This window comes from Mesorhizobium sp. B2-4-15, assembly GCF_006658505.1.
Taxonomy (GTDB): Bacteria; Pseudomonadota; Alphaproteobacteria; order Rhizobiales; family Rhizobiaceae; genus Mesorhizobium.
In genome coordinates, this window is sequence record NZ_VFUZ01000006.1 from 103,741 (window position 1) to 123,511 (window position 19,771).

The window sequence follows — 19,771 nt, forward strand, 5'->3', positions numbered from 1 at the left end:
CGGTAGGTCGGGACTACTACTGGTAGGGACCCCTGAGATTCAGTTTCTCGGCCAACAGGCAGAAACGGTCGATCAGCCGGACGAGTTCTTCGCCTTGTTCGGCGACAATCCCGCCACGCTCGGCGGTTGGCGCTTCCGACAGCGCCTTCCACAACCGGCCTTTCCGGTCACAGAGATACGCCAGCTCGGCGCAGTCGCTGGAGGTCAATTTCAAGAGGTGGGACTCCGTCACCGGTCCGATGCCGGGAGGCGTCGTCACTCCGAGGGAAACATAGCCTGGCGGCACGGAGCCCTTGGCATTCGTCACCGCTTTGCGGCAGATGACATCGAACAGCTGGTCGACGGCCTGTTTGGCGCCGGCGACGCGCGAAGGATGGTCAGTGTCGGCCGCGGCATGGGGCAGAAGTTCGAGCTTGTCGCCATGTTTCTCGACGAGGTCGAGATAAGGCAGCATCGGACCGGACAGGCTGCCGGTCGAGGCATCGCTGAAGAGATCGGCATCGATGGCGGCATGACGTAGCCGGCCCGAGGACAGGGCGTCGTCAAGCGCCTCGATATCGACAAGCTCGCCGCGATCGTAGTTGACCAGCACGGCACCGCTCTTCATGCGGGACAGGATGTCCGCGCCGACGAGCCCGGCATTGGCGTAGCGGCCGGTCTGCGCGTCCTGCTTGCCCAAGCCGACATGGACGCTGAGCACATCGGCCTCCGCGGCCGCTTCGGCCGGACTCGCCGCATAGACAAGTCCCTCTGCTTCTATCCAGTCCCGGTTCCGAGGGCGTGCATGGATCACCACGCGCATGCCGAAGGCACGGGCGAGCTTCGCCACCTCGCGGCCGATATTGCCATAGCCGATGATCGCGATCGTCTTGCCTTCGAGCTTTTCGGTGGGGAAATCGCGCAGCTCCCTGCCGGTGTCGAAGGCGCCGCGCGCCACCCGCTCGTGCAGCATGTCGACCGGGAGATCCGGCAGGACTTTCAGGATCGCCTTCATCGCCATCTGCGCCGTGGCGCGGCTGTTGATGCCGGGCGTGTTCATCAGCACCGCCGTGCCGCCCTCGCCACTGCCGCCACCCCAGGAGCGTGAGCCCATATTGCCGGTGCCGGCACCAATGCGCACGCCGGCCAGCGGGAAGACGGTCTCGGCTGGCAGGAAGGTCGCCGCCGCGATGACAGCATCATAGCGCCCGTCGCCCGCGGCTTCGACCAGCTCTTCCCGGATGCTGAGGTCCGGCTGGTAGAAGAAATGCACGCGGCCACGCTCAAGCTCCGCTTTGTCGCCGAGCGACGATGAGTGAAAGCGGCCGCCCTTGGCTTCGATATGGGCGCGGACTTCGCTCGGGTCGGGCTTGCCGTCTGGCCCGAAGCGCAGGCCGACCAGATCGCAGATCAGCACGGCGTAGATGCTTTGCGGGTCGATTGGCTCCACGGCCTGCATGCTGGTCTCTGCGGTCACGTCGTTTCCCCCATACAAGAACGGCAAGGCCTGCTGCGACAGCAGGAGTGTCCTGAATAATCAGAACCTATCAGCCCTGAAAGATGTCAGATCGATCGCAGGCGGCAAACCGGCGGCAAGTTGCGACACGACAGTGCCGAACGCGCCAACGAGAGCGGGCCAGCAGGGGTCGAGCGAACGGATTGTCTCCCCTACTCTTGCCGGGATGATTTGCGAGATCGCCCGATGTGACCGCTGACCTGCACGCCGTCCTCGGCGCGCAGGTACAGAAAGCCGGGAATGGAGATGAGCGGGATGATCGCCGTCAGCATGAACACCTGGTGGAACCGCTCCGGCGTCAGGACGTGGCCTTCCCCTACAATCAAGCCCAGCAGCATGGCGGCGACCGAGACGCCGAGCGAAACGCTAAGCTGCTGCAAAACGCCGCCAAGACTGGTGGCGCGGCTGAGCTTGTCCGCCGGCAGATCAGCGTAGGACAGGGTGTTGGAGGTCATGAACTGCGCCGACCGGACGACGCCGAACAGGAAGACATAGAAACCGATCATCCAATGGGGCGTATCGGCGCTCATCAGGGCGAAGCCCGCCACGGTGGCGGAGCCAACGATCGCACTGCCAATCAGCACGACTTTGAAGCCGACGCGCCGCAGCAGCGGCGACAGCAGTGGCCGCATGAGCAGCGCGCCGAAGCTGCCGACGAATGTCAGCGAGCCTGAGGTGACCGGGCTCATGCCGAACCCGACCTGAAGCATCAGCGGCAGGAGGAACGGGGCGCCGTTGAGACCGACGCGGCACAGGCCCCCCGCCAGCGTGCCGACCCAGAACGAGCGAAATCGAAACAGCGTCAGGTCGACGGCCGGCGCCACGACACGGTGCGCATAGCGCCCGAAGGCAAGCAGCAGCAGGACGGCCGCGGCCAACACCAGCACGGTCGCGAAGGCGGGAACGATCGGCCGGCCGATATTCTCCAGCCCGAACTGCAGCAACGCCACGCCGCATCCCACCATCAGGAATCCGGCGAAGTCGAAGCGCTCCACCGCCTCCTCGTGGAAATCGTCGACGAAACGCAGCGCCGCCAGAATGCCAAGACAGCCAAACGGCACGTTGACATAGAATATCCAGCGCCACGACGCGTAGGTGGTCAGCAGGCCGCCGAGCAGCGGCCCGATGATCGGCCCCATGATGGCCGGCAGGGTCGTGTAGGTCATGGCGGCGATCAGGCCGCTGCGTGGAAAGCTGCGCAGCAGGATCAGCCGCCCGACCGGCGTCATCATGGCGCCGCCAAGTCCTTGCAGCGCGCGCATGGCCAGCAGCAAGCCGAAACTGTTCGCTATGCCGCACAGCGCGGAGCCGAGGGTGAAGGTGAAAAGCGCCAGGGCGAACACCCTGCGCGCGCCGTACCTGTCGGCAAACCAGCCGCTGACGGGAATGAACACGGCGAGCGTCAGGATGTAGGTGGTGATCGCCAGATTCAGCCTGACCGGCGTCGTTTCCAGACTTTGCGCCATGGCCGGGATCGCGGTGGTGATGATGGTGGAATCGAGCTGCTCCATCAGAAAGGCGATGGCGACGATGATCGGGATGATCAACCTCAGCCTCGGGTCGCGCTCGGTGGCAAATAGAGGCTGTTCCAATGCTCTGGCCAATTCCGTCAAGCAGGCGGTTCATATGCCTTGGCGAAAGGCCGGCATATTTGCGTTGAAAACATTGATCATCCGCGACCAACCAGCCGGGGCGCGATCACTTGGCGCGTTTTATGGTCTGACAAATGCAGCAGCGACAATGAATTCTTGCCGGACAGTGGTCAAAAAATCTTGAGCGCGGACAGAGGGCGAGGAAAGCAGTGATCGCGTCAAGAAGGATCGTCCAAAGACATTAGGCATTCAGCGTCAGGCATTCAGCGTCCCGATTTCGTGAAGGAACGTCTGGGGCGAGAGGCCGTTTTTCAGGTGCATGTCTCGTAGGAACAGGAGGCATCTTCATGAAACGGCGTCTGATGCTCGCCAGCAGCGCTATCGTGCTGGCCGCCGCGAGCGGGATTTCATTCACTTCCATCGCCGATGCGGCGGCTGTCAGGTACCACTTTGTCCATACCGCGGTTCATCGCCACAACGGACATCGGTACGTCGTCCAACGGCAACATCGAAACCCTCACGTGTGGGTTGGCGGCGGTTGGACCGGCGACAATTGGACCGGCGACAATGGCTGGATGGACAGCTACTACAATGGCTACGGCAGCTACCATGGATTCGTCGGCGACTTTTGCGGAACCATCGAATGGACGCTCGGCTTGTGCGGTCCCCACGGTCCTTGACCCCTGATCCCCAGAGCACCGGCAGTTGACCAGAGTCGGGCGATGCTATGCCATTTCGGGACGCCTTGACGCCTCGCGGATTGCCTTGTGCACGTCGCGCTGCAAGTCCATGAAAGCCGGGGTTTCCATCACTTCTTCCCGGCGCGGGCGCTCGATGCCGACGTTGAACGTCTTCATGATGCGCCCCGGACCGATCCCCATCACGACGATCCGGTCCGACAGGTAGACGGCCTCCTCAACATCGTGCGTGACGAAGAGCACGGTCAGCCTGTGTTCCTCCCAAATCTGGGTGAGAAGTTCCTGCATCTGATGCCGGGTCAAGGCATCGAGCGCGCCAAAAGGCTCGTCCATCAGGAGCATCTTCGGCCGATAGGAAAGCGCACGCGCAATGGCGACGCGCTGTTTCATGCCGCCCGACAATTCGGACGGATAGCGGTCCGCACTCTGCGACAGCTTGACGAGGTCGAGATGCTTGAGCGCGATCTCGCGGCAAGCCGACCGGTCATAGCCGGCGGCCTTGAGGGCAAACTCGATGTTCTGCCGCGCCGTCAGCCAGGGAAGCAGCGTGTAGGACTGGAAGACGACGCCACGGTCGAGACCCGGCTGCAGGATCGGCGCACCGTCGATGCTGAGTTCGCCGGCGTCGAAGTCCTGCAGTCCGGCCACGATCGACAGCAACGTGCTCTTGCCGCAACCCGATATGCCGACAAGCGAGACGAACTCGTTGTCGGCTAGATCAAGATTGATGTCGCGCAGCACTTCCGTGCGCCGCTCTCCCGTGCCGAAGCTCTTGTGGAGGCCCGCGATCCGCAACTTGGGAGCATTCATCGGCTGTTCCTCATTGCGGATGACCTTCCTGCCGGAACAGCACCTTTTCCAGTGCCTTCATCACCTGGTCGGTGATGAGACCGAGGACACCCAGGAGCAGGATGTAGCCGATGATGGTGTTGGTCTGGAAATAGCGTTGCGACACGGTGATGCGATAACCCAGGCCGGACGTCGCGGCGACAAGCTCGGCCAGCACCAGCCAGGTCCAGGCCCAGCCCAGGCTGATGCGTAGCGTATCCCAGATGCCGGGCAAGGCGCTAGGAACGACGATGCGCGTCAGGATCTTGCGGTCCGGCAGGCCGAGCGTGCGGCCGAGGCCGATGAAGTCGGCGGGCACCCGTTTTACATTGTCCATGATCATCAGCACCTGCTGGAAGAAGGTGCCGATGAAGATGATCAGGAATTTCTGCGTATCGCCGGTGCCCGCCCAAAGGATGGAGAGCGGCACGAAAGCGACAACCGGCATGTAGCGGATGAAATCCACCAGCGGCTCGATGCCCGCTTCCCAGGAGCGGAAACTGCCGATCAGCACGCCGATCGGGATCGACAGCGCCGAGGCGATAAGAAAGCCGATGGAAATGCGGTAGATCGAGGCCCTGAGGTCCAGCCACAGGGTCCCGTCAGCGACGAGCTTGGCGATCTGGGTCGCAACGCTGCCGGGCGACGGCAGGAAGATGGGTTTCACCCATCCCAGGCCGGTTGCCGCCCACCAGGCGAGGCCAAGCCCGACAAAAACGGCCACCGCTATCATCAGGAAACGCGACCTGGCGATGGGCACGCCGATCCCGGAAGATCGGCGGCGTTTTGCCTGTTTCGTGACCGGCCCTGGCGCGGAGCGAGCCAAGCCGGTTTTCGCGGGCGGCTCCGCGGACATCTGTGTCACCACCGCGATCCGGCCCTCGTCATTGCGCCGCCTTGACGAAGGACGGGTCGATCATCTGCTCCGGCATCACATCGGCCTGCAGCAGCTTGGCATTCTTGGCGGCCGCCTCGACATCGGCGAACGTCTTGGTGGTAAAATCGCCGGTGAGCGCCGTCTTGTTCTCGGCCAGGGAGTAGTAGCGCACGCCGTCGAAAGCGGTGTTGAGATCCTTGACATCAGAGCCGACCGCCTTGGCGATGATGGCGCGGCCGCCGGGTGTGTCGGCATTGTAATCCTTCAGCGCGGCGTCCCAGGTCTTGATCATGGCCAGCACCTGCCCGGGCCGCGACTTGATCACATCGTCGCGCACCACCAGCACGTCGCTGATCAGGCCGGGATCCTCGCCGGCGGTGAACAGCAGCTTGACATCCTTGTTCTGTGCCATGGCGACGGTGAGATACGGCTCGTAGGTGACGGAGACCGGCACGCGGCCCGCAATCAATGCGCCGCCGGCATCGGCGGCGGGCATCGGAACCGGCTGGATGTCGGCCACCGACATGCCGTTCCTGGCAAGTGCGTATTTGAGCAGGATGTCGCTCGTCGTCCCCTCCTCGAAAGCGACCTGTTTGCCCTTGAGGTCCTTGATGGAGGTGACATCCTTGCCGGCGATGATGGCGTCGGCTGTCATGGAGACATCGAGCAGCAGCACGATCTTCACGGGCAGGCCGGCCGCCACCATGCCCATGGCCGTGTGGGTCGCGATGTTGGCGGCATCGAGCTGGCCGCTTGCCAGCGCCGCGTTGATGTCCTTGTCTTCGGCGAAATTGACGATCTGGACATCCGGCAGGCCATTGGTCTTGAACAGGCCCTTGGCGTCAGCAACATGCCACTGGCCATATCCAAGCCAGGGCTCGATGCCGATCTTGAACGATCCAGCCTCGGGCGTCGTGGGAATGGCCGCATCGGCGGCACGGGCCGCGGGGGCGGCGGCGAGCCCGATGGCGGCGGCCATCACGAGCGCGCGAAATTGTCCTGTTAGGTTACGCATCATCTCTGTTCCCCTTGATGATCAGACCGCTTTTTCAACCTGGCGTTCGGTCTGGTGAGATTGCGGGTCTCTGCTCTTGCGGCACTGTGCCTCGGCGTCTTGCCCGCCACTTCATGATGAAGTGCCGGGATATTTCAGCGTCAGCGCAAGCGGATGTCAAGGCTAAAATACATACATGCATATACAAGTTGGAGTGACTCAACTTCCGCTATGACCGGGCGCATCCACCCGCCGCTCCGCGATACCGGTTCATGCTCTTTCAGGATCGATAAGGTCGAAGAAACCGGTCACCCGATCGGCCCCGTCACCGGGCTCGCTGCCAACCATGACCGCGACCGAAAAGGCAATGAGAGAGGAGACCGGCGTGTGACTGCGCGCGCCGGCCCGCAGGTTCATGACCAGGGTCGGCGACAGGAAAAGCCCTGAGCGCAGGACCGCCCGCCAATCCGCCGGAAGCATGCCGCGTTGTTTGAGTTCCAGCAGCAGTGGCCGCCACAGCGCCGTCGCCTTGACCTCCAGCAGGTCGCGGCGAACCGGGCTCAGGTCCCAGTCCGTGTCGACATGGAAGAGGTTTCCCTTCAGCCGCGCCCGCGCATGGAAAACATCGGTCGCGATGGCCGGATCGTAGAGCCAGAACGGATGGGCGAAGATGTTGTGGAACGTCGCCTTTACCTCCGCCAGCAGTGTCGGAATGTGCGAGCCGGCAAAGGCGGGATCGAAGAAGGAGAGTTCCGCCCTCCCCGCTTTTTCAGTGTACCAGACATTGGCGTTGTGGGCGTCGCCATGCGCGACCACGCCGCCGGCATCGGCAAGCCGGTCCGGCCGCAAGCGCGCCGCCGCTGCGTCGAAAAGCTCGCCGACACTGTTGGTGTAACGCTGGCCGTTAATGACAAATTTCAGCCGGGAGAACTGACCCCAGTCGAGCTCCACGCCCGGAAAGACAAAGGGCTTGCCGACGTAGAAATCGGCAAGCCGGCCGCCAGGCGACGACCGTGTATCGGCGTCGATCAGCCGTTCGTAAAACAGCCGGTGGATAGGCTCCGCCGACACCTGCGCGACGGTCACGGGATGCAGCGTCTCGAGATAGACCTCGAGCAGCCTGGCGGACAGGTCGCGCTCTGCAAGAACCGCCTCGCGCCGCTTGCCGGCGTCGTCCTGCCTGTCCAGCGCGAACAGCACATCCGAGAATCTCGGATCCATGCGGCGACGATAGACAAGGATCTGCTCGCCGGGCTGGGCGGACATATGGACGGGCTGGTCGACCGGCAGGCCGGCACGCGATAGGATCTCGGCCCGGTAGTACTCACCTGTCATGCCCTCTTCTCGCTCCTCCTGGTGGAACTTGAAGAAGTAGGCTTGGCCCTCGCTGTCGAAGAAGCCGTTCAACGAATTGAGGCTGTATTTGTCGATGTTGATGCGAACGTTGCTGGGACTCATCGCGAACAGGTCGCCCAGCAAGGACGACAGCGCGCGCTGCGCCTCGCCGACATCGTGCTGCGCAAGAGCCCGGATCCGCGCCGTGCGGCTCGGTGTCACCGTCATCGGTCGTCCCTTCCAGCCGGTCCGCCCGCCAGGCGCGAAGCGGCTCTTATCAAGACATGTACATACATCAGCAACGAAAACTCCGCGGCGCGCATTCACTTGTCGATTTCAGCTGGTTCTGGAGGGGGAATACCGGCTGCCTAGCGAATAGCGGCTGCCGGCATAGGTCAGCTTGCTGATCGTTGCCACGACCGCGCCCGTCCATGTGCGGCGGTGCAGGAGAAGGCAGCAACTGCCGACATCGATGCCGAGATGCTGCGCTGTCTCCTTGTCGGCCGGGATCGCGGAGATGATATGCTCGACCTCGGTCACCGGGGTCTTCTGCATGAGGTAGTCATAGGTCGCCGTCCTGGTGAAGTCCTGCTTGTCGTAGTCGGGTATCAGGCTCGGGTTGACGAAGCGCTCTTCCAGCTGCACCGGCAGGTCATTCTCGAAATTGACGACGACCGAATGATAGATCGAGGTTCGCTTCGCGAATTCGAATGACAGTGCCAACTCCTTCGTCGGCATGATGGTTTCGAGGATGAGGACTTCGGAGCGATGCCGGTTGCCGCGCTCGACGATCTCCGCCGCGATGTTGTTGATCTCGATCAGGGTCGATTGCGGCCGGGGCGGCGCGATGAACGTTCCGACGCCTTGCAGCCGGATCAGGAATCCCGCCGCGGTAAGTTCTCGCAAGGCCCGGTGAACCGTCATCCGCGACACGCCCAGCGAGGCCACCAGTTCATTCTCCGATGGCAGCTTGCGATCCTTGCCCCATTTGCCCGTTCCTATGTTGGTCAGGATGTAATCCTTCACCTTCTCGTAAAGGGGGCTGGCCGTATCGGGCAAATCGATCATTTCAAAAAATCCTTTCCGGCAAACTATCGAAAATCACCGATGCTCGACAGGTTGCCGCAATGCGGATGATTGTTTTCAGGCCGTCGCTCTGCCCCGCCAGCAGCCGCTCGTAGGCAGCTGGAATATCGTCCAGGCCAATCTCGCGGTCGATCAGGGCCAAAAGCGGTTCACTGAGCTCACCCAGCATCCGCACGGCGTCGGGCATCTCATCAGCGAAGGCATGGCACCCCAGCAGTGCTATCTCGCGCTCGACCAGAAGATTGGGATCGATGTCGAGGCAGCCATGGAAGATGCCGACCATCGCCACCGCGCCGCCGGACTCGAGGACGCCGAGCAACTGATTGAATGCGGCGATGCTGCCGGTCGCCTCGACGGCCGCCAGCAACGGGGCATTGGCGGTAGCGGCGGCAATGGCTTCGCGGTTGAGCTCGACGATCCTGGCGCCGGTCACCCGCGCCACGCGGGCACAGCGCGCCTGGTTGCGGTCGGCGACAAGCACGGGGCCGGGAAACGTTCTAGACAGCAGCAGCGCGGCAAAACCGCCGATCGGCCCGCAGCCGACGACCAGCACCGAGCCTGCCGTCTTCGGCAGGCGCCGCACAGCGTGCAGCGCCACCGCGAGCGGCTCGGCCATCGCCGCGACCCGCTCGTCTAGCGCGGCATCGATGACATGCAACAGTCGCGCGGGCAGCACCGCCTGTTCGGCAAAGCCGCCGTCGCAGATTTCGCCAACGAAACCCAGCGTGGCGCAGAGATGGCGCCTGCCGGCACGGCATTGCGCGCACTCCCCGCACCAGAAACGCGAATCGGCCACCACCCTGTCGCCAACGGCAACGGTGTCGACGCCCACGCCGAGCGCGATCACCGTGCCGGTCAGTTCGTGACCGGCCGTCGAAGGCGAGCGGCTTATCCATTGTCCCGTACGGAAATTGTGCAGATCCGAACCGCAGATGCCGGCGGCATCGACCCTGAGCTTCACCCAGCCGGCATCCGGAATGCCTGGCGTGGCGATGTCCTCCACACGCAGGTCACCGGGTCCATAGAGTCGTGCCGCCTTCATCGTGATCGTCTCCACTCAACCGGCGAGATAGCGGTCGCGGATCTCCGAGACCGCGTTTTCGTGGGAGCTGAAGCCCTCGTAGCGGGCGAGCCTGCGGGCATGCTGCGCCAACTCGGGATAGGCGGCCGAAGTGACATAGCCGACCGACGAACGCTTGACGAAATCGGTCACCGAGAGCGGCCCATAGGTCCGCGCCCAACGGCTGGTCGGCAGCACCGCGTTCGGCCCAAGGACGAAGTTGGCGAGGGTCACCGGCGTGTGCGGGCCCATGAGGATTTCGGCCGCCTCGGTGATGTGCCCGAGATGCGCGAAAGGCTCGGTCGACAGGATCTCGAGATGTTCGGGCGCATAATCGTTGATGAAGCGGTAGCTCTCTTCCAGCGAGGCGGTCAGCACGATGCCGCCGCGTTTTCCCGTCAGCACCGCGCGCGAAAACTCCACACGCTGTTCGGTCATCCGCGACCAGTGCTGGGGGATCGCGGCCAAGGCGGCCTCGGCAACCTTGCGGCTGTGCGTCACCAGATAGGCCGAGGAATCCGGCCCGTGCTCGGCCTCGATCAGCAGATCGAGCGCGGCAAGGCCGCCGTCGACGCTGTCATCGGCAAAGATGATGGCTTCCGACGGACCGGCCGGCAGACCCGTATTGATGATCGAGGACAGAACGCTCTTGGCCGCCACCACCCATGGGCTGCCGGGACCGACGATCTTCAGCGCCGGTTTCACCGTTTCGGTGCCGTAGGCGACGGCGGCGACGGCCTGGGCGCCGCCGCATTTGTACACCGTGTGCACGCCGGCCAGGCGAGCAGCGACAAGCGTGGCCGCATCCACGGAACCGTCCGATGTTGGCGGCGTCACGATCGCGATCTGCGGCACGCCGGCAATGACAGCCGGAACCGAGGTCATCATCGTCACCGACGGGAAAGCACCCTTGCCGCGCGGCACATAAAGCGCGACGGAGGCGATCGGCGTGTACCTGTCGCCGGCATAGGCGCCTGGCCGCACTTCCTTGAGCCACATCGTGTCCGGCCTCTGCTCCTCATGGAAATGCCTGATGTTCTCGATGCCGAAGCGGATGCTCTCGACGACATCCTTCTCGACCTTGTCGAATGCCGCGTCGAACTCGGCTTCCGACACCTTCAGTCCGCCTGCGGCCACATCGGCCTTGTCGAGTTCCCTGGCGAAGCGGATCAGGGCGGCGTCACCTTCGTCCCTGACCGCCTGGATGATCGGACGGACCTTTTCGACGAAGACCGACAGGTCGGCCTCGGCGCGCTTCAGCAGGCTGGCTCGCTGGGTGGCATCGAGGGATGACAGATCGTGGAAGCTGATGTCGGGCATGGGTATTCACCTTCTGTTGGAACGCAACGTGCCGGCCGGTCACATTGCGGAAGACCTTGATTTCAACCTGTGGCGAGCCGCCTCAAATCGATGCCAGGAAGCCGCCATCCACTGGAATGGACTGGCCGGTTATGTAGGCCGACGCATCCGAGGCGAGGAACACGGCGATGCCGTGCAGGTCGCGCAGATCGCCGAAACGGTGCTGCGGGATCTTGGCGAGCATGGATTGCTGCCAGGCTTCGTTGCTGTAGAAAACATCCGTCATCGCGGTCCTGAAGTAGCCAGGAGCGATGGCGTTGACCCTGATGCCGAGATCGGCCCACTCCGCCGCCAGAGCCCGGGTCATGCCGAGCAGGCCCGACTTCGACGAGCCATAGGGCACCGCGGTGGGAATCCCGACTTCGGAGGTCAGCGAGCAGAGATTGATGATCGCGCCGGACCGTCCGGCGTCGCGCATCTGCCGTGCGGCGGCCTGGGCACAGAAGAAGGCTCCCTTGAGGTTGGTGTCGACGATCCGGTCCCACAGCGCCTCGTCGACATCGAGCGAGGGCCGAACCTCTTCCATCCCGGCATTGTTGACGAGGATGTCGAGGCCGCCGAGCAGGCCCGCAGCTTCGGCGGTGGCCGTACGGCAACGGCCGACATCGGTGACGTCGAGAGCAATCGCATGCGCAACCCCGCCGGCCGCGCGGATCGCCGCTGTCGTCTCATCGAGCGAGGTGAGGCTACGCGCGGTGACGGCGACGTCGGCGCCGGCAGCACTCAGCGCCTCGGCGATGCTGCGCCCTATGCCACGGCTGGCTCCGGTGACGAGCGCCTTCCTGCCGGAGAGGTCGAACAGAGAAGCGTTGCGCATGTGATCCTCCTTGGCCGCTCCGGTTGCGTCGGGCTAAGACTACCAGAACCACTTACATATACAAGCATATACAAACGATCTCGTCTGCGATAGTGGTGACGTCGTCCGCCGTAGGCGCGATCGCACGTAGGCGCGATCGCATAATTGGGCTCGCCCGCACGCGACGCCGCGCGGCAATCGTTCAAGGCCTGAACGACGCCAATGATCGGCCGGCCAGGGAGGAGACCAGACGTGTCCAAAGCTTCAGAGATGGTCCGGACCGAAGTCACGCGCCCGTCGCCTTACAATTCCGGACTGACCATCGGCGAGGTCATGCAAGGATACGCCCCTGCCAGGATCGCCAAGCTCGGCTTGAACGAAAACCATCTTTGTCGAGGACCTCCTGCGCGATGGCGTCATCGTGAAGCCATGGAAGCAGGAAGGCTTCGACACCTTTGTGCGCGTTAGCATCGGCTCGCCGTCGGAGAACGACCATTTCATGGCCGCCCTGTCGCGACTGTTGTGATTGCCCGAAAGCCATGCAGAATGCCCGGCGCGCGCCCGCTAGGAAATCCGAGGGTCTGCCGTTTCCGTTCTGCCGTTTCCGTATGGAGTTTCCCGCAGGTGGCGTCGCCTTTTGCCCAATGGTTTCAGCCCAGCCTTTTTGACCTGCGTTGCTCCCGGTCACCTTGACGATGCCCAATATGCCTGAAGGCAGCCCACCCAGGAGTCTCTATCGCGAAACGGTCGGCGGCACCGGCGACTATCCCGCCCTTGCCGGGGCGCAACGGGCAAGGGTCGTCATTGTCGGCGGCGGCTTCACGGGCCTTTCGACCGCCCTGCATCTGGCGGAAGCGGGCGACGACGTTGCCGTGCTCGAAGCCTACCAGCCGGGCTGGGGCGCGTCTGGCCGGAATGGCGGTCAGGTCAATCCCGGCCTCAAATACGATCCCGATACGATCGAGGCGATGTTCGGGCCTGAGCTCGGGCCGCGGATGATTGATTTCTCCTATGGCGCACCGGACTTCACCTTCGGTCTCATCAGGCGCCTGTCGATCGCCTGCGAGGCGCGGCAGAACGGCACCATACGCGCGGCCATACGGCCAAAGCCGGAATCCGCGGTTCGGATCACCGCGGCGCAATGCGAGCGGCGGGGAATGCCGGTACGCGTGCTGGACGCACAGGCGATGGCGACGCAGACCGGAACCGACCGCTACATATCCGGCCTATTCGACGCCCGTGGCGGTGACCTCCATCCCCTGAAATACAGCCTTGGCCTGGCAGCAGCCGCGCGGAATGCCGGTGCGCGAATTTTCGGCGGCAGCGAAGTCCTCGCCCTGAAGCGCGAGACTGGAAGATGGGTCCTCAGAACAGCGAACGGCTCAGTCAGCGCCGAGAAGGTGCTTGTCGCGACCAACGGCTATACAGGAGCCCTGTGGCCGGGCCTGGAGCAATCGCTCGTTCCGGTGTTCAGCGCGATCGCGGCGACCGAACCGCTTTCACCGGCGGTCGCGGCCACGATTCTCCCTCAAAGGCCCGTCGTCTACGAATCCGGCAATATCACCGTCTACTACCGCATCGACGCCAAGAACCGGCTTCTCATGGGCGGCCGGGGACCGATGAGGCCGATCGAAGATGCCTCCGCCATTGGCTACCTCACCGACTATGCGCTGCGGCTCTGGCCGGCGCTTGCCGGAGCAAGCTGGACACATGCCTGGAACGGTCGCGTTGCGATCACCAAGGACCATCTTCCGCACATTCATGAACCGGACGACGGCATCCTGATCTGCCTCGGCTATAATGGGCGCGGCGTCGCCATGGCCTCGGCGATAGGCGCAGCCTTGGCACAGCGCCTGCGAGGCAGCGAAACGCCATTTCCCATGCCCATATCCCCGCTCAAGCCGATCCGGTTTCACCGCTTCTGGCCGCTGGGGGTGAAAGCAGCGATCCTTTCAGGGCGGGTGAAGGACCGGTTCGGCCTTTGACGACATCTGGCGCGAGTTCTTCGATCTGATCGACTTCCCGATGGATGACGTGATCACCGTCGCACTGGCCTTCGATCCAGCGCGAGAAGTCGCTGAAACGCTGGTCGCGCCAATGGAAGATCGAACTGATCGAAAAGGCCAACCCAGAATGGTTCGAGCTTTTCCGCGGGACCGGGTGGTAGCGCTCGGTTTTGCACCGTTTAGATCCGCCACAAAGGTCACGGAATGAATCCTCGGGTCTGCGCAGTCGCTTCGCGCCTGCTCCGCCCGTGGATGACGAAAGGATCAAACCTACTCCACGGTCACCGATTTCGCCAGGTTGCGCGGCTGGTCGACGTCGGTGCCCATGAACACGGCGGTGAAGTAGGCCAGCATCTGGATCGGCAGCGCGTAGATGATCGGCGAGATGATTTCGGGCACGTCCGGCAGCACGATCGTCTCCATCGTCTTCACGCTCGCCTGCGCCGCCCCCCTGCTGTCGGTGATCAGGATGATCTTGCCGCCGCGCGCCGCCACCTCCTGCATGTTCGACACGGTCTTTTCAAAGATGCGGTCATGCGGGGCGATGACGATGACCGGCATGTTCTCGTCGATCAGCGCGATCGGTCCATGCTTCAATTCGCCCGCCGCATAGCCCTCGGCGTGGATGTAGGAGATCTCCTTGAGCTTCAGCGCCCCTTCCATGGCCAGCGGGAAATTGGTGTCGCGGCCGAGATAGAGCACATCGGAGTAGCGTGACAGCTCCCGCGCGATGCGTTCGATCTGCGCCTCGAGCTTGAGCACCTGGTTGGCATAGCGCGGCGCTTCCGAAAGCGCCCGCACCAGGGTCTTTTCCTGCTCCGTCGAGATCGCGCCGCGCGCCACGCCGGCGCGCACCGCCAGCGAGGCCAGCACCGACAGCTGGCAGGTGAAGGCCTTGGTCGAGGCGACGCCGATCTCGGGGCCGGCAAGCGTGGGCAGCACGACATCGGATTCGCGCGCCATGGTCGATTCGCGCACATTGACCACGGCGCCGATCCGCATGCCGGCCTTGCGGCAATAGCGCAGCGAAGCCAGCGTGTCGGCGGTCTCGCCCGACTGCGAGATGAAGAAGGCGGCATCGGTGCCCGACAGCGGCATCTCGCGGTAGCGGAATTCCGAGGCGACATCGATGTCGACCGGCAGCCGCGCATAGCGCTCGAACCAGTATTTGCCGATCAGGCCGGCGAGATAGGCGGTGCCGCAGGCCGAGATCGCCAGCCGGCCGATTTTGGCGAAATCGAACGGCAGGTCGAGCGGCTTCGACACGCCGGAGACGAAATCGACATAGTGGGCCAGCGTGTGCGAGATCACCTCTGGCTGTTCATGGATTTCCTTCTCCATGAAATGGCGCCGGTTGCCCTTGTCGACCATGAAGCTGGTCGACAGCGATTGCTGGCGCTTGCGGTCGACCTTTTCGCCGCCGATGTCGAAGATGGCGACGCCGTCGCGGCGCACCACCGCCCAGTCGCCGTCCTCGAGATAGGTGATCGAATTGGTGAACGGGGCGAGCGCGATGGCGTCGGAGCCCAAAAACATCTCGCCTTCGCCATGGCCGACGGCGAGCGGCGGTCCGTTGCGGGCGCCGACGATCAGGTTGTCGTCGCCCCTGAACATGATGGCCAGCGCAAAGGCGCCCTCCAGCCGCTTCAGCGCCTGGTGCGCGGCCTCGACCGGCTGCAGCCCCCTGGCCAGTTCGCGCGCCACCAGATGGGCGACGACCTCGGTGTCGGTCTGCGAGGCGAAGCAATAGCCGTCGCGCGTCAGCTCATCGCGCAGTTCGGCGAAATTCTCGATGATGCCATTGTGGACGATGGCGACGCCTTCGGAGAAATGCGGATGCGCATTGGTCTCGTTGGGCACGCCATGGGTTGCCCAGCGCGTGTGGCCGATGCCGATGGTGCCGTCGAGCGGCTCGTCCTTCAGCCTCCGCTCGAGATTGACCAGCTTGCCCTCGGCGCGCCGGCGGGCAAGCTTGCCACGCTCGATGGTGGCGACGCCGGCCGAGTCATAGCCGCGGTATTCCAGACGCTTCAGCGTAGCGAGGATGAGTGGCGCAACCTGCGAGTGGCCGACGATCCCAACGATACCGCACATGGCATTACCTCCATTGCCGGCAGAATCCCGGCCCTATTGCCGTAAAAGCCACATTATCCCTCCTTGATTACCGGCTGATCGTTCATTTGAAGGAGCCCAATGCGTTAATCGGAGCCCGGACTGTCGTGCTTGAAACCGACGTGATCCAAGTGGACGCTGGTCCGGGCCTGGGCCTGACGCAGCTGGTTTGAGTGATGCTATCGCGACGGCAGTGTTCGTTTGAATGATGCGCGTTCATCGGATGAGGTGCAGGGTGGCTCAGCCGGCGAACCAAAACACACCCAACAGCCGGTTAGGCCCGGCCGCCTGATGCCCCCCTCCAAGAGGCTGTCGGGCCGCCCGATAAAGCGGCGCTGAATTCAGGCAACAGGTGACCTCAGGATGAACGCAATAAGGGCTGCCTGGCGCGAGAGCCTCCAAGGCAGCCCTTGCAGGTGATCGACGACCATCAAACCTCAGGCCTGCCGCCCGCGAGTTCTCGACGACTCCTGCGGTGACAGCGCTAAATCGCCGGAGCTTGGCATCGTTTGATTGCACGAAGACGCTCAACGGATCTCCCGGTACAAAAGGTATCTCAGTCCGCGTGCCTTGCTGGGTCCAGGCATGCCGTAGGGGGATGTAGAGCATGAAGCTCAGGGATCTGATCAGGCGTGCCGACAATGCGGAGAAGTCGTTCGAGGAACTCGAAGCTGACTTGGCCGACGCTGTCGACGAGTGCATTGATTTGGATGACCTGTTGTCGCCGGCGGAGAACGACGTCCTGGGCGAGGCGCCCGTGGAGCAGGACGACGGCGCGCAAACCGGAGACGACGCGAGCACCCCGGAAAGCGCGCGACGGCTGACCTCTCATACGCAGAGCCGTATGGCTGCCTTGACGTCCTTCGATGGGCTGTTTCGCGATGCGAAGCTCCATTTCGAGGAAATCAACGCCAGACTTTCGGAGATCGCAAGCACGCATCACCTGACCCGCGAATTCTTCCACATCCTTCACGCCGACATTCTCCGCGCCAACGAACTGGAACTGGCGAATCAGAGCCTGACCGCGGAGCAAAGGGTCCTGTCGGACAAGCTCAACGACCTGAACCGAAGGCAGTATGAGCGGGAAAGCATTGTGGAGACTTTGCAGCAGCGCGAGGCAAGCCTGGTTCAAGACAGCGAGGCGCTTCGCGGCGCACTGGCCGCGGCAAGGCTGGAACTCGTGGAGGCAGCGAACGCGACCGCAAAAAGCGAAGCGGAATTTGGAGACCTCACAAACACGCTTGCCGCCGTAACCGTCGAGGCTGACAGGCGCGCGCGCGAAAACAAACTGTTGCGGGAAAAGAATGTCAGCCTGTCGATCGACCTCGAAAAGGCGCTAAAGCGGGAAGATGAAGCGAGGCACAGACTCGACGCCTTCTCCACGATCCATGCCAACGAAGCGGCGCGAAACTCCGAAATGCTGGGTGCGCTCGGCAAGAGCGAAAAGGAAGCGACACGGCTCCATACGTCGCTTGAGGTCGCCCAGGCGAAACTGTCGGAGGTGACGGAAGCCGCCCGTATCACGGAGGCGGACAAGAACGCCGAGATCGAACGCTACCGTGCCGAGATCAGAGGATTGCGTTCCGAGATTCAGAACCTCCAGGCGCGACTGGAGCTCGCATCAAGCGCAAATAAAGGAGCCTCGGACGAGATCGCCAAGCTCAAGCTTCAATGGAGCGACGCGCTGGCGGAAAAGCAGGTCGCGGATGAAAGGTTGGCTGCTCTCACCAAGGAGGCCGAGACCGACAAGCAGAACCTTTCGAAGCTAACCGCCAATTTCTCACAGCTTTCACTGCAGCAGGCGTCCGATCAGATACAACTCGATATCCGCCGCCAGGAATGCGAAGACCTGCGGGCCGAAATTGCATTGGTCAACGCCCGGATCAGGGAATTGCTGCCCTTCGAGAGACTCCATGTGGCCACGAACGCCTTGCCGCACAAGAACGATGTGGCCAAGGCTCCCGTAACGGCGGAGCGAACAGCGCGGGCCGCGCGCCGCGTTCGCCGCAGGGCGCTCACCGGGTCTTAGAGCGGTTCAGCGTTTGATAGAATCGTTGACCCGCTCTAACTCTTTGTTTTTATGCAATCCCCGACGGAAAACCGCTCCGTTTTCTGGAATTGCTTTAGGAGGAAGCGTCGCTCGTATTTGCGGCTCGCTTCCGGTGATTCATTGGCGGAAGGCCCGGGACATCTGATCCGTAAGCGGCTTCAGCAGATAGGACCAGACGCTGCGTTCGTCGGTGCTTATGTGAACCTCCGCCGGCATGCCCGGTTTGAGCACCTTGGCATCGGTCAGGCAGGCCGCCTTGTTCTCGACGTTGATACGCGCCGAGAAATACGAGAGCTGGCGCTGTTGATCCTTGATCAGATCGGCCGAGATGCGTTTGACCGATCCCTGGCAAGCAGGCGTGGTGCCGGAATCGAAAGCCGGAAAACGGATCGAGACCCGCTGGCCTGGACGAATGTCATCTATGCGTGAGGGAGGGATCAGCGCGTCGACGACGAGGTTGTCGGCGTCGGGAACAATCATCATGAGCACTTCCCCAGGAGCGATCACGCCGCCGATTGTGTGGATGGTGGATTCCTGCACCGTTCCCGATTGGGAAGCGCGGATGGTGGTTTTGGTCAACTCGTCTTGCGCCACAACCTTACGTTCGTTGAGTTCGGTCTGCTTGGCTTCCGTTTCGCGCAGCTCGCTGGTTACCTCACTGCGCCTTTGTTCATCGAGCTGAAGAATTTGCAATTCGGTCTCGCTGATCCGGGCCTGCGCCTCGGCGACCGCCGCCGCGAGACGCCCTGACTCTCCGTGCGCCCGGGTGGCATCCAACCTGACGTTGCTCAGCCGCTCCTTGGACACCAGTTTTTTGGAAAAAAGTGCCTGGACGTCGACAAGATCCGAGTCCAGCAGGGTCACGGATTGATCTTCCGCGGCCTGCTGTGCCTTGAGACCATCAATCTGGCGTTCGAGTTGCTTTGAGCGGCTTTGCAACTGCGCCTTCTGCCCCGTCAACGCCGCAGCGCGACTTTCGAACAGAGCGCGCTCGCCGCTGACGAGTGCAGCCAGTCCCGGGTCGCCCATCCGCGTCTGAAGGCTGGACGGAAGCTGCATATCCGGCAGGCCTTGCCGCTCGGCTTCCAGCCGCGCAAGGCGAACGGTCGCGCGATCGAGATCCTCACTGATGATCTGCAGGTTGGCCCGAGTCAGCGTGTCGTCCAGCCTGGCCACCACATCGCCAGCCCGCACATGGTCCCCATCTTGCGCGAAGATACCGCCGATCGTGCCGCCGTTCAGATGCTGGACTTTCTTGATATTGCTTTCGACCACCACCGTGGCAGGCGCAATCACCGCGCCGGCGATCTTGGTCAAACCAAGCCAAAGCCCTCCGCCGGCGATCAACAGAACCGTGACCGCCACGCCCAGTATCAGGTTGGCCCGGATGTCATCCGGCGCATCGGCCGAACTGGCTTCGGTCCTTCGGCTGCCATCGCCAATCGGCGCATATGAAAACATCGTCGCGTCAGACATGGAACAG

At 63.0% G+C, this 19,771-nt stretch carries 15 protein-coding genes and 2 pseudogenes; 5 read left to right on the forward strand and 12 right to left on the reverse strand.

From position 1 onward, the window contains the following. Nucleotides 1-16: 16 nt before the first annotated feature. Together FJ930_RS09605 and FJ930_RS09610 are read right to left on the reverse strand one after the other, a co-directional pair. Nucleotides 17-1,456: an NAD(P)-dependent oxidoreductase gene (locus tag FJ930_RS09605; RefSeq protein WP_141837096.1), complete on the reverse strand. Its 1,440-nt coding sequence runs from the start codon at nt 1,454-1,456 to the stop codon at nt 17-19. 191 nt (nt 1,457-1,647) lie between these two features. After that, nucleotides 1,648-3,087 carry a DHA2 family efflux MFS transporter permease subunit gene (locus tag FJ930_RS09610; protein ID WP_246676847.1) on the reverse strand — a complete coding sequence of 480 codons (1,440 nt, stop codon included), beginning with the start codon at nt 3,085-3,087 and terminating at the stop codon, nt 1,648-1,650. Nucleotides 3,088-3,434: 347 nt separating this feature from the next. Between FJ930_RS09610 and FJ930_RS09615 the strand changes: the two genes are divergently transcribed. Further along, nucleotides 3,435-3,767 carry a hypothetical protein gene (locus tag FJ930_RS09615; RefSeq protein WP_140743759.1) on the forward strand — a complete coding sequence of 111 codons (333 nt, stop codon included), beginning with the start codon at nt 3,435-3,437 and terminating at the stop codon, nt 3,765-3,767. A 45-nt stretch (nt 3,768-3,812) separates the two neighbouring features. Here the strand turns inward: FJ930_RS09615 and FJ930_RS09620 are convergent, their stop codons facing one another. The 8 genes from FJ930_RS09620 to FJ930_RS09655 form a co-directional block, all read right to left on the reverse strand. Beyond that, entirely contained in the window at nt 3,813-4,595 is a 783-nt protein-coding gene (locus FJ930_RS09620; protein WP_140743761.1) for an ABC transporter ATP-binding protein, read from the reverse strand. Between the two features lie 10 nt (nt 4,596-4,605). Then, nucleotides 4,606-5,373 carry an ABC transporter permease gene (locus tag FJ930_RS09625; RefSeq protein WP_181763329.1) on the reverse strand — a complete coding sequence of 256 codons (768 nt, stop codon included), beginning with the start codon at nt 5,371-5,373 and terminating at the stop codon, nt 4,606-4,608. Nucleotides 5,374-5,497: 124 nt separating this feature from the next. Further along, nucleotides 5,498-6,505: an ABC transporter substrate-binding protein gene (locus FJ930_RS09630; protein WP_141837301.1), complete on the reverse strand. Its 1,008-nt coding sequence runs from the start codon at nt 6,503-6,505 to the stop codon at nt 5,498-5,500. A gap of 249 nt (nt 6,506-6,754) precedes the next feature. Then, nucleotides 6,755-8,047, reverse strand: a complete 1,293-nt coding sequence (locus FJ930_RS09635) for a hypothetical protein (protein WP_141837100.1) — start codon at nt 8,045-8,047, stop codon at nt 6,755-6,757. 108 nt (nt 8,048-8,155) lie between these two features. Then, the gene (gene hutC, locus FJ930_RS09640) at nt 8,156-8,887 is read right to left on the reverse strand and encodes a histidine utilization repressor (RefSeq protein WP_141837102.1); all 732 of its coding nucleotides are present in this window, start codon (nt 8,885-8,887) and stop codon (nt 8,156-8,158) included. Nucleotide 8,888: 1 nt separating this feature from the next. Next, on the reverse strand, nt 8,889-9,947 hold the full coding sequence (locus tag FJ930_RS09645; protein WP_141837104.1) for a zinc-binding dehydrogenase: 1,059 nt from the start codon (nt 9,945-9,947) through the stop codon (nt 8,889-8,891). Between the two features lie 15 nt (nt 9,948-9,962). After that, nucleotides 9,963-11,285, reverse strand: a complete 1,323-nt coding sequence (gene hisD / locus FJ930_RS09650) for a histidinol dehydrogenase (protein ID WP_141837106.1) — start codon at nt 11,283-11,285, stop codon at nt 9,963-9,965. 82 nt (nt 11,286-11,367) lie between these two features. Beyond that, a complete protein-coding gene (locus tag FJ930_RS09655; protein ID WP_141837108.1) occupies nt 11,368-12,141 on the reverse strand; it encodes a glucose 1-dehydrogenase in 774 nt (257 codons plus the stop codon). A 373-nt stretch (nt 12,142-12,514) separates the two neighbouring features. Between FJ930_RS09655 and FJ930_RS30335 the strand changes: the two are divergent. The 3 genes and pseudogenes from FJ930_RS30335 to FJ930_RS30340 all read left to right on the forward strand — a co-directional run. Then, nucleotides 12,515-12,646, forward strand: a pseudogene (locus FJ930_RS30335) (histidinol-phosphate aminotransferase); the annotation flags it as partial. 178 nt (nt 12,647-12,824) lie between these two features. After that, on the forward strand, nt 12,825-14,105 hold the full coding sequence (locus tag FJ930_RS09670; protein WP_141837110.1) for an FAD-binding oxidoreductase: 1,281 nt from the start codon (nt 12,825-12,827) through the stop codon (nt 14,103-14,105). Between the two features lie 71 nt (nt 14,106-14,176). Continuing rightward, a pseudogene (locus FJ930_RS30340) lies at nt 14,177-14,287 on the forward strand (GIY-YIG nuclease family protein); the annotation flags it as partial. Between the two features lie 109 nt (nt 14,288-14,396). On the opposite strand, the gene glmS reads toward FJ930_RS30340, so the two are convergent. Continuing rightward, a complete protein-coding gene (gene glmS / locus FJ930_RS09680; protein ID WP_141837112.1) occupies nt 14,397-16,220 on the reverse strand; it encodes a glutamine--fructose-6-phosphate transaminase (isomerizing) in 1,824 nt (607 codons plus the stop codon). 625 nt (nt 16,221-16,845) lie between these two features. Here glmS and FJ930_RS09685 point away from each other — a divergent pair. After that, a complete protein-coding gene (locus tag FJ930_RS09685) occupies nt 16,846-18,267 on the forward strand; it encodes a hypothetical protein (RefSeq protein WP_141837115.1) in 1,422 nt (473 codons plus the stop codon). Between the two features lie 138 nt (nt 18,268-18,405). Here the strand turns inward: FJ930_RS09685 and FJ930_RS09690 are convergent, their stop codons facing one another. After that, the gene (locus tag FJ930_RS09690) at nt 18,406-19,749 is read right to left on the reverse strand and encodes an HlyD family type I secretion periplasmic adaptor subunit (protein ID WP_141837303.1); all 1,344 of its coding nucleotides are present in this window, start codon (nt 19,747-19,749) and stop codon (nt 18,406-18,408) included. Between the last annotated feature and the right edge of the window lie 22 nt (nt 19,750-19,771).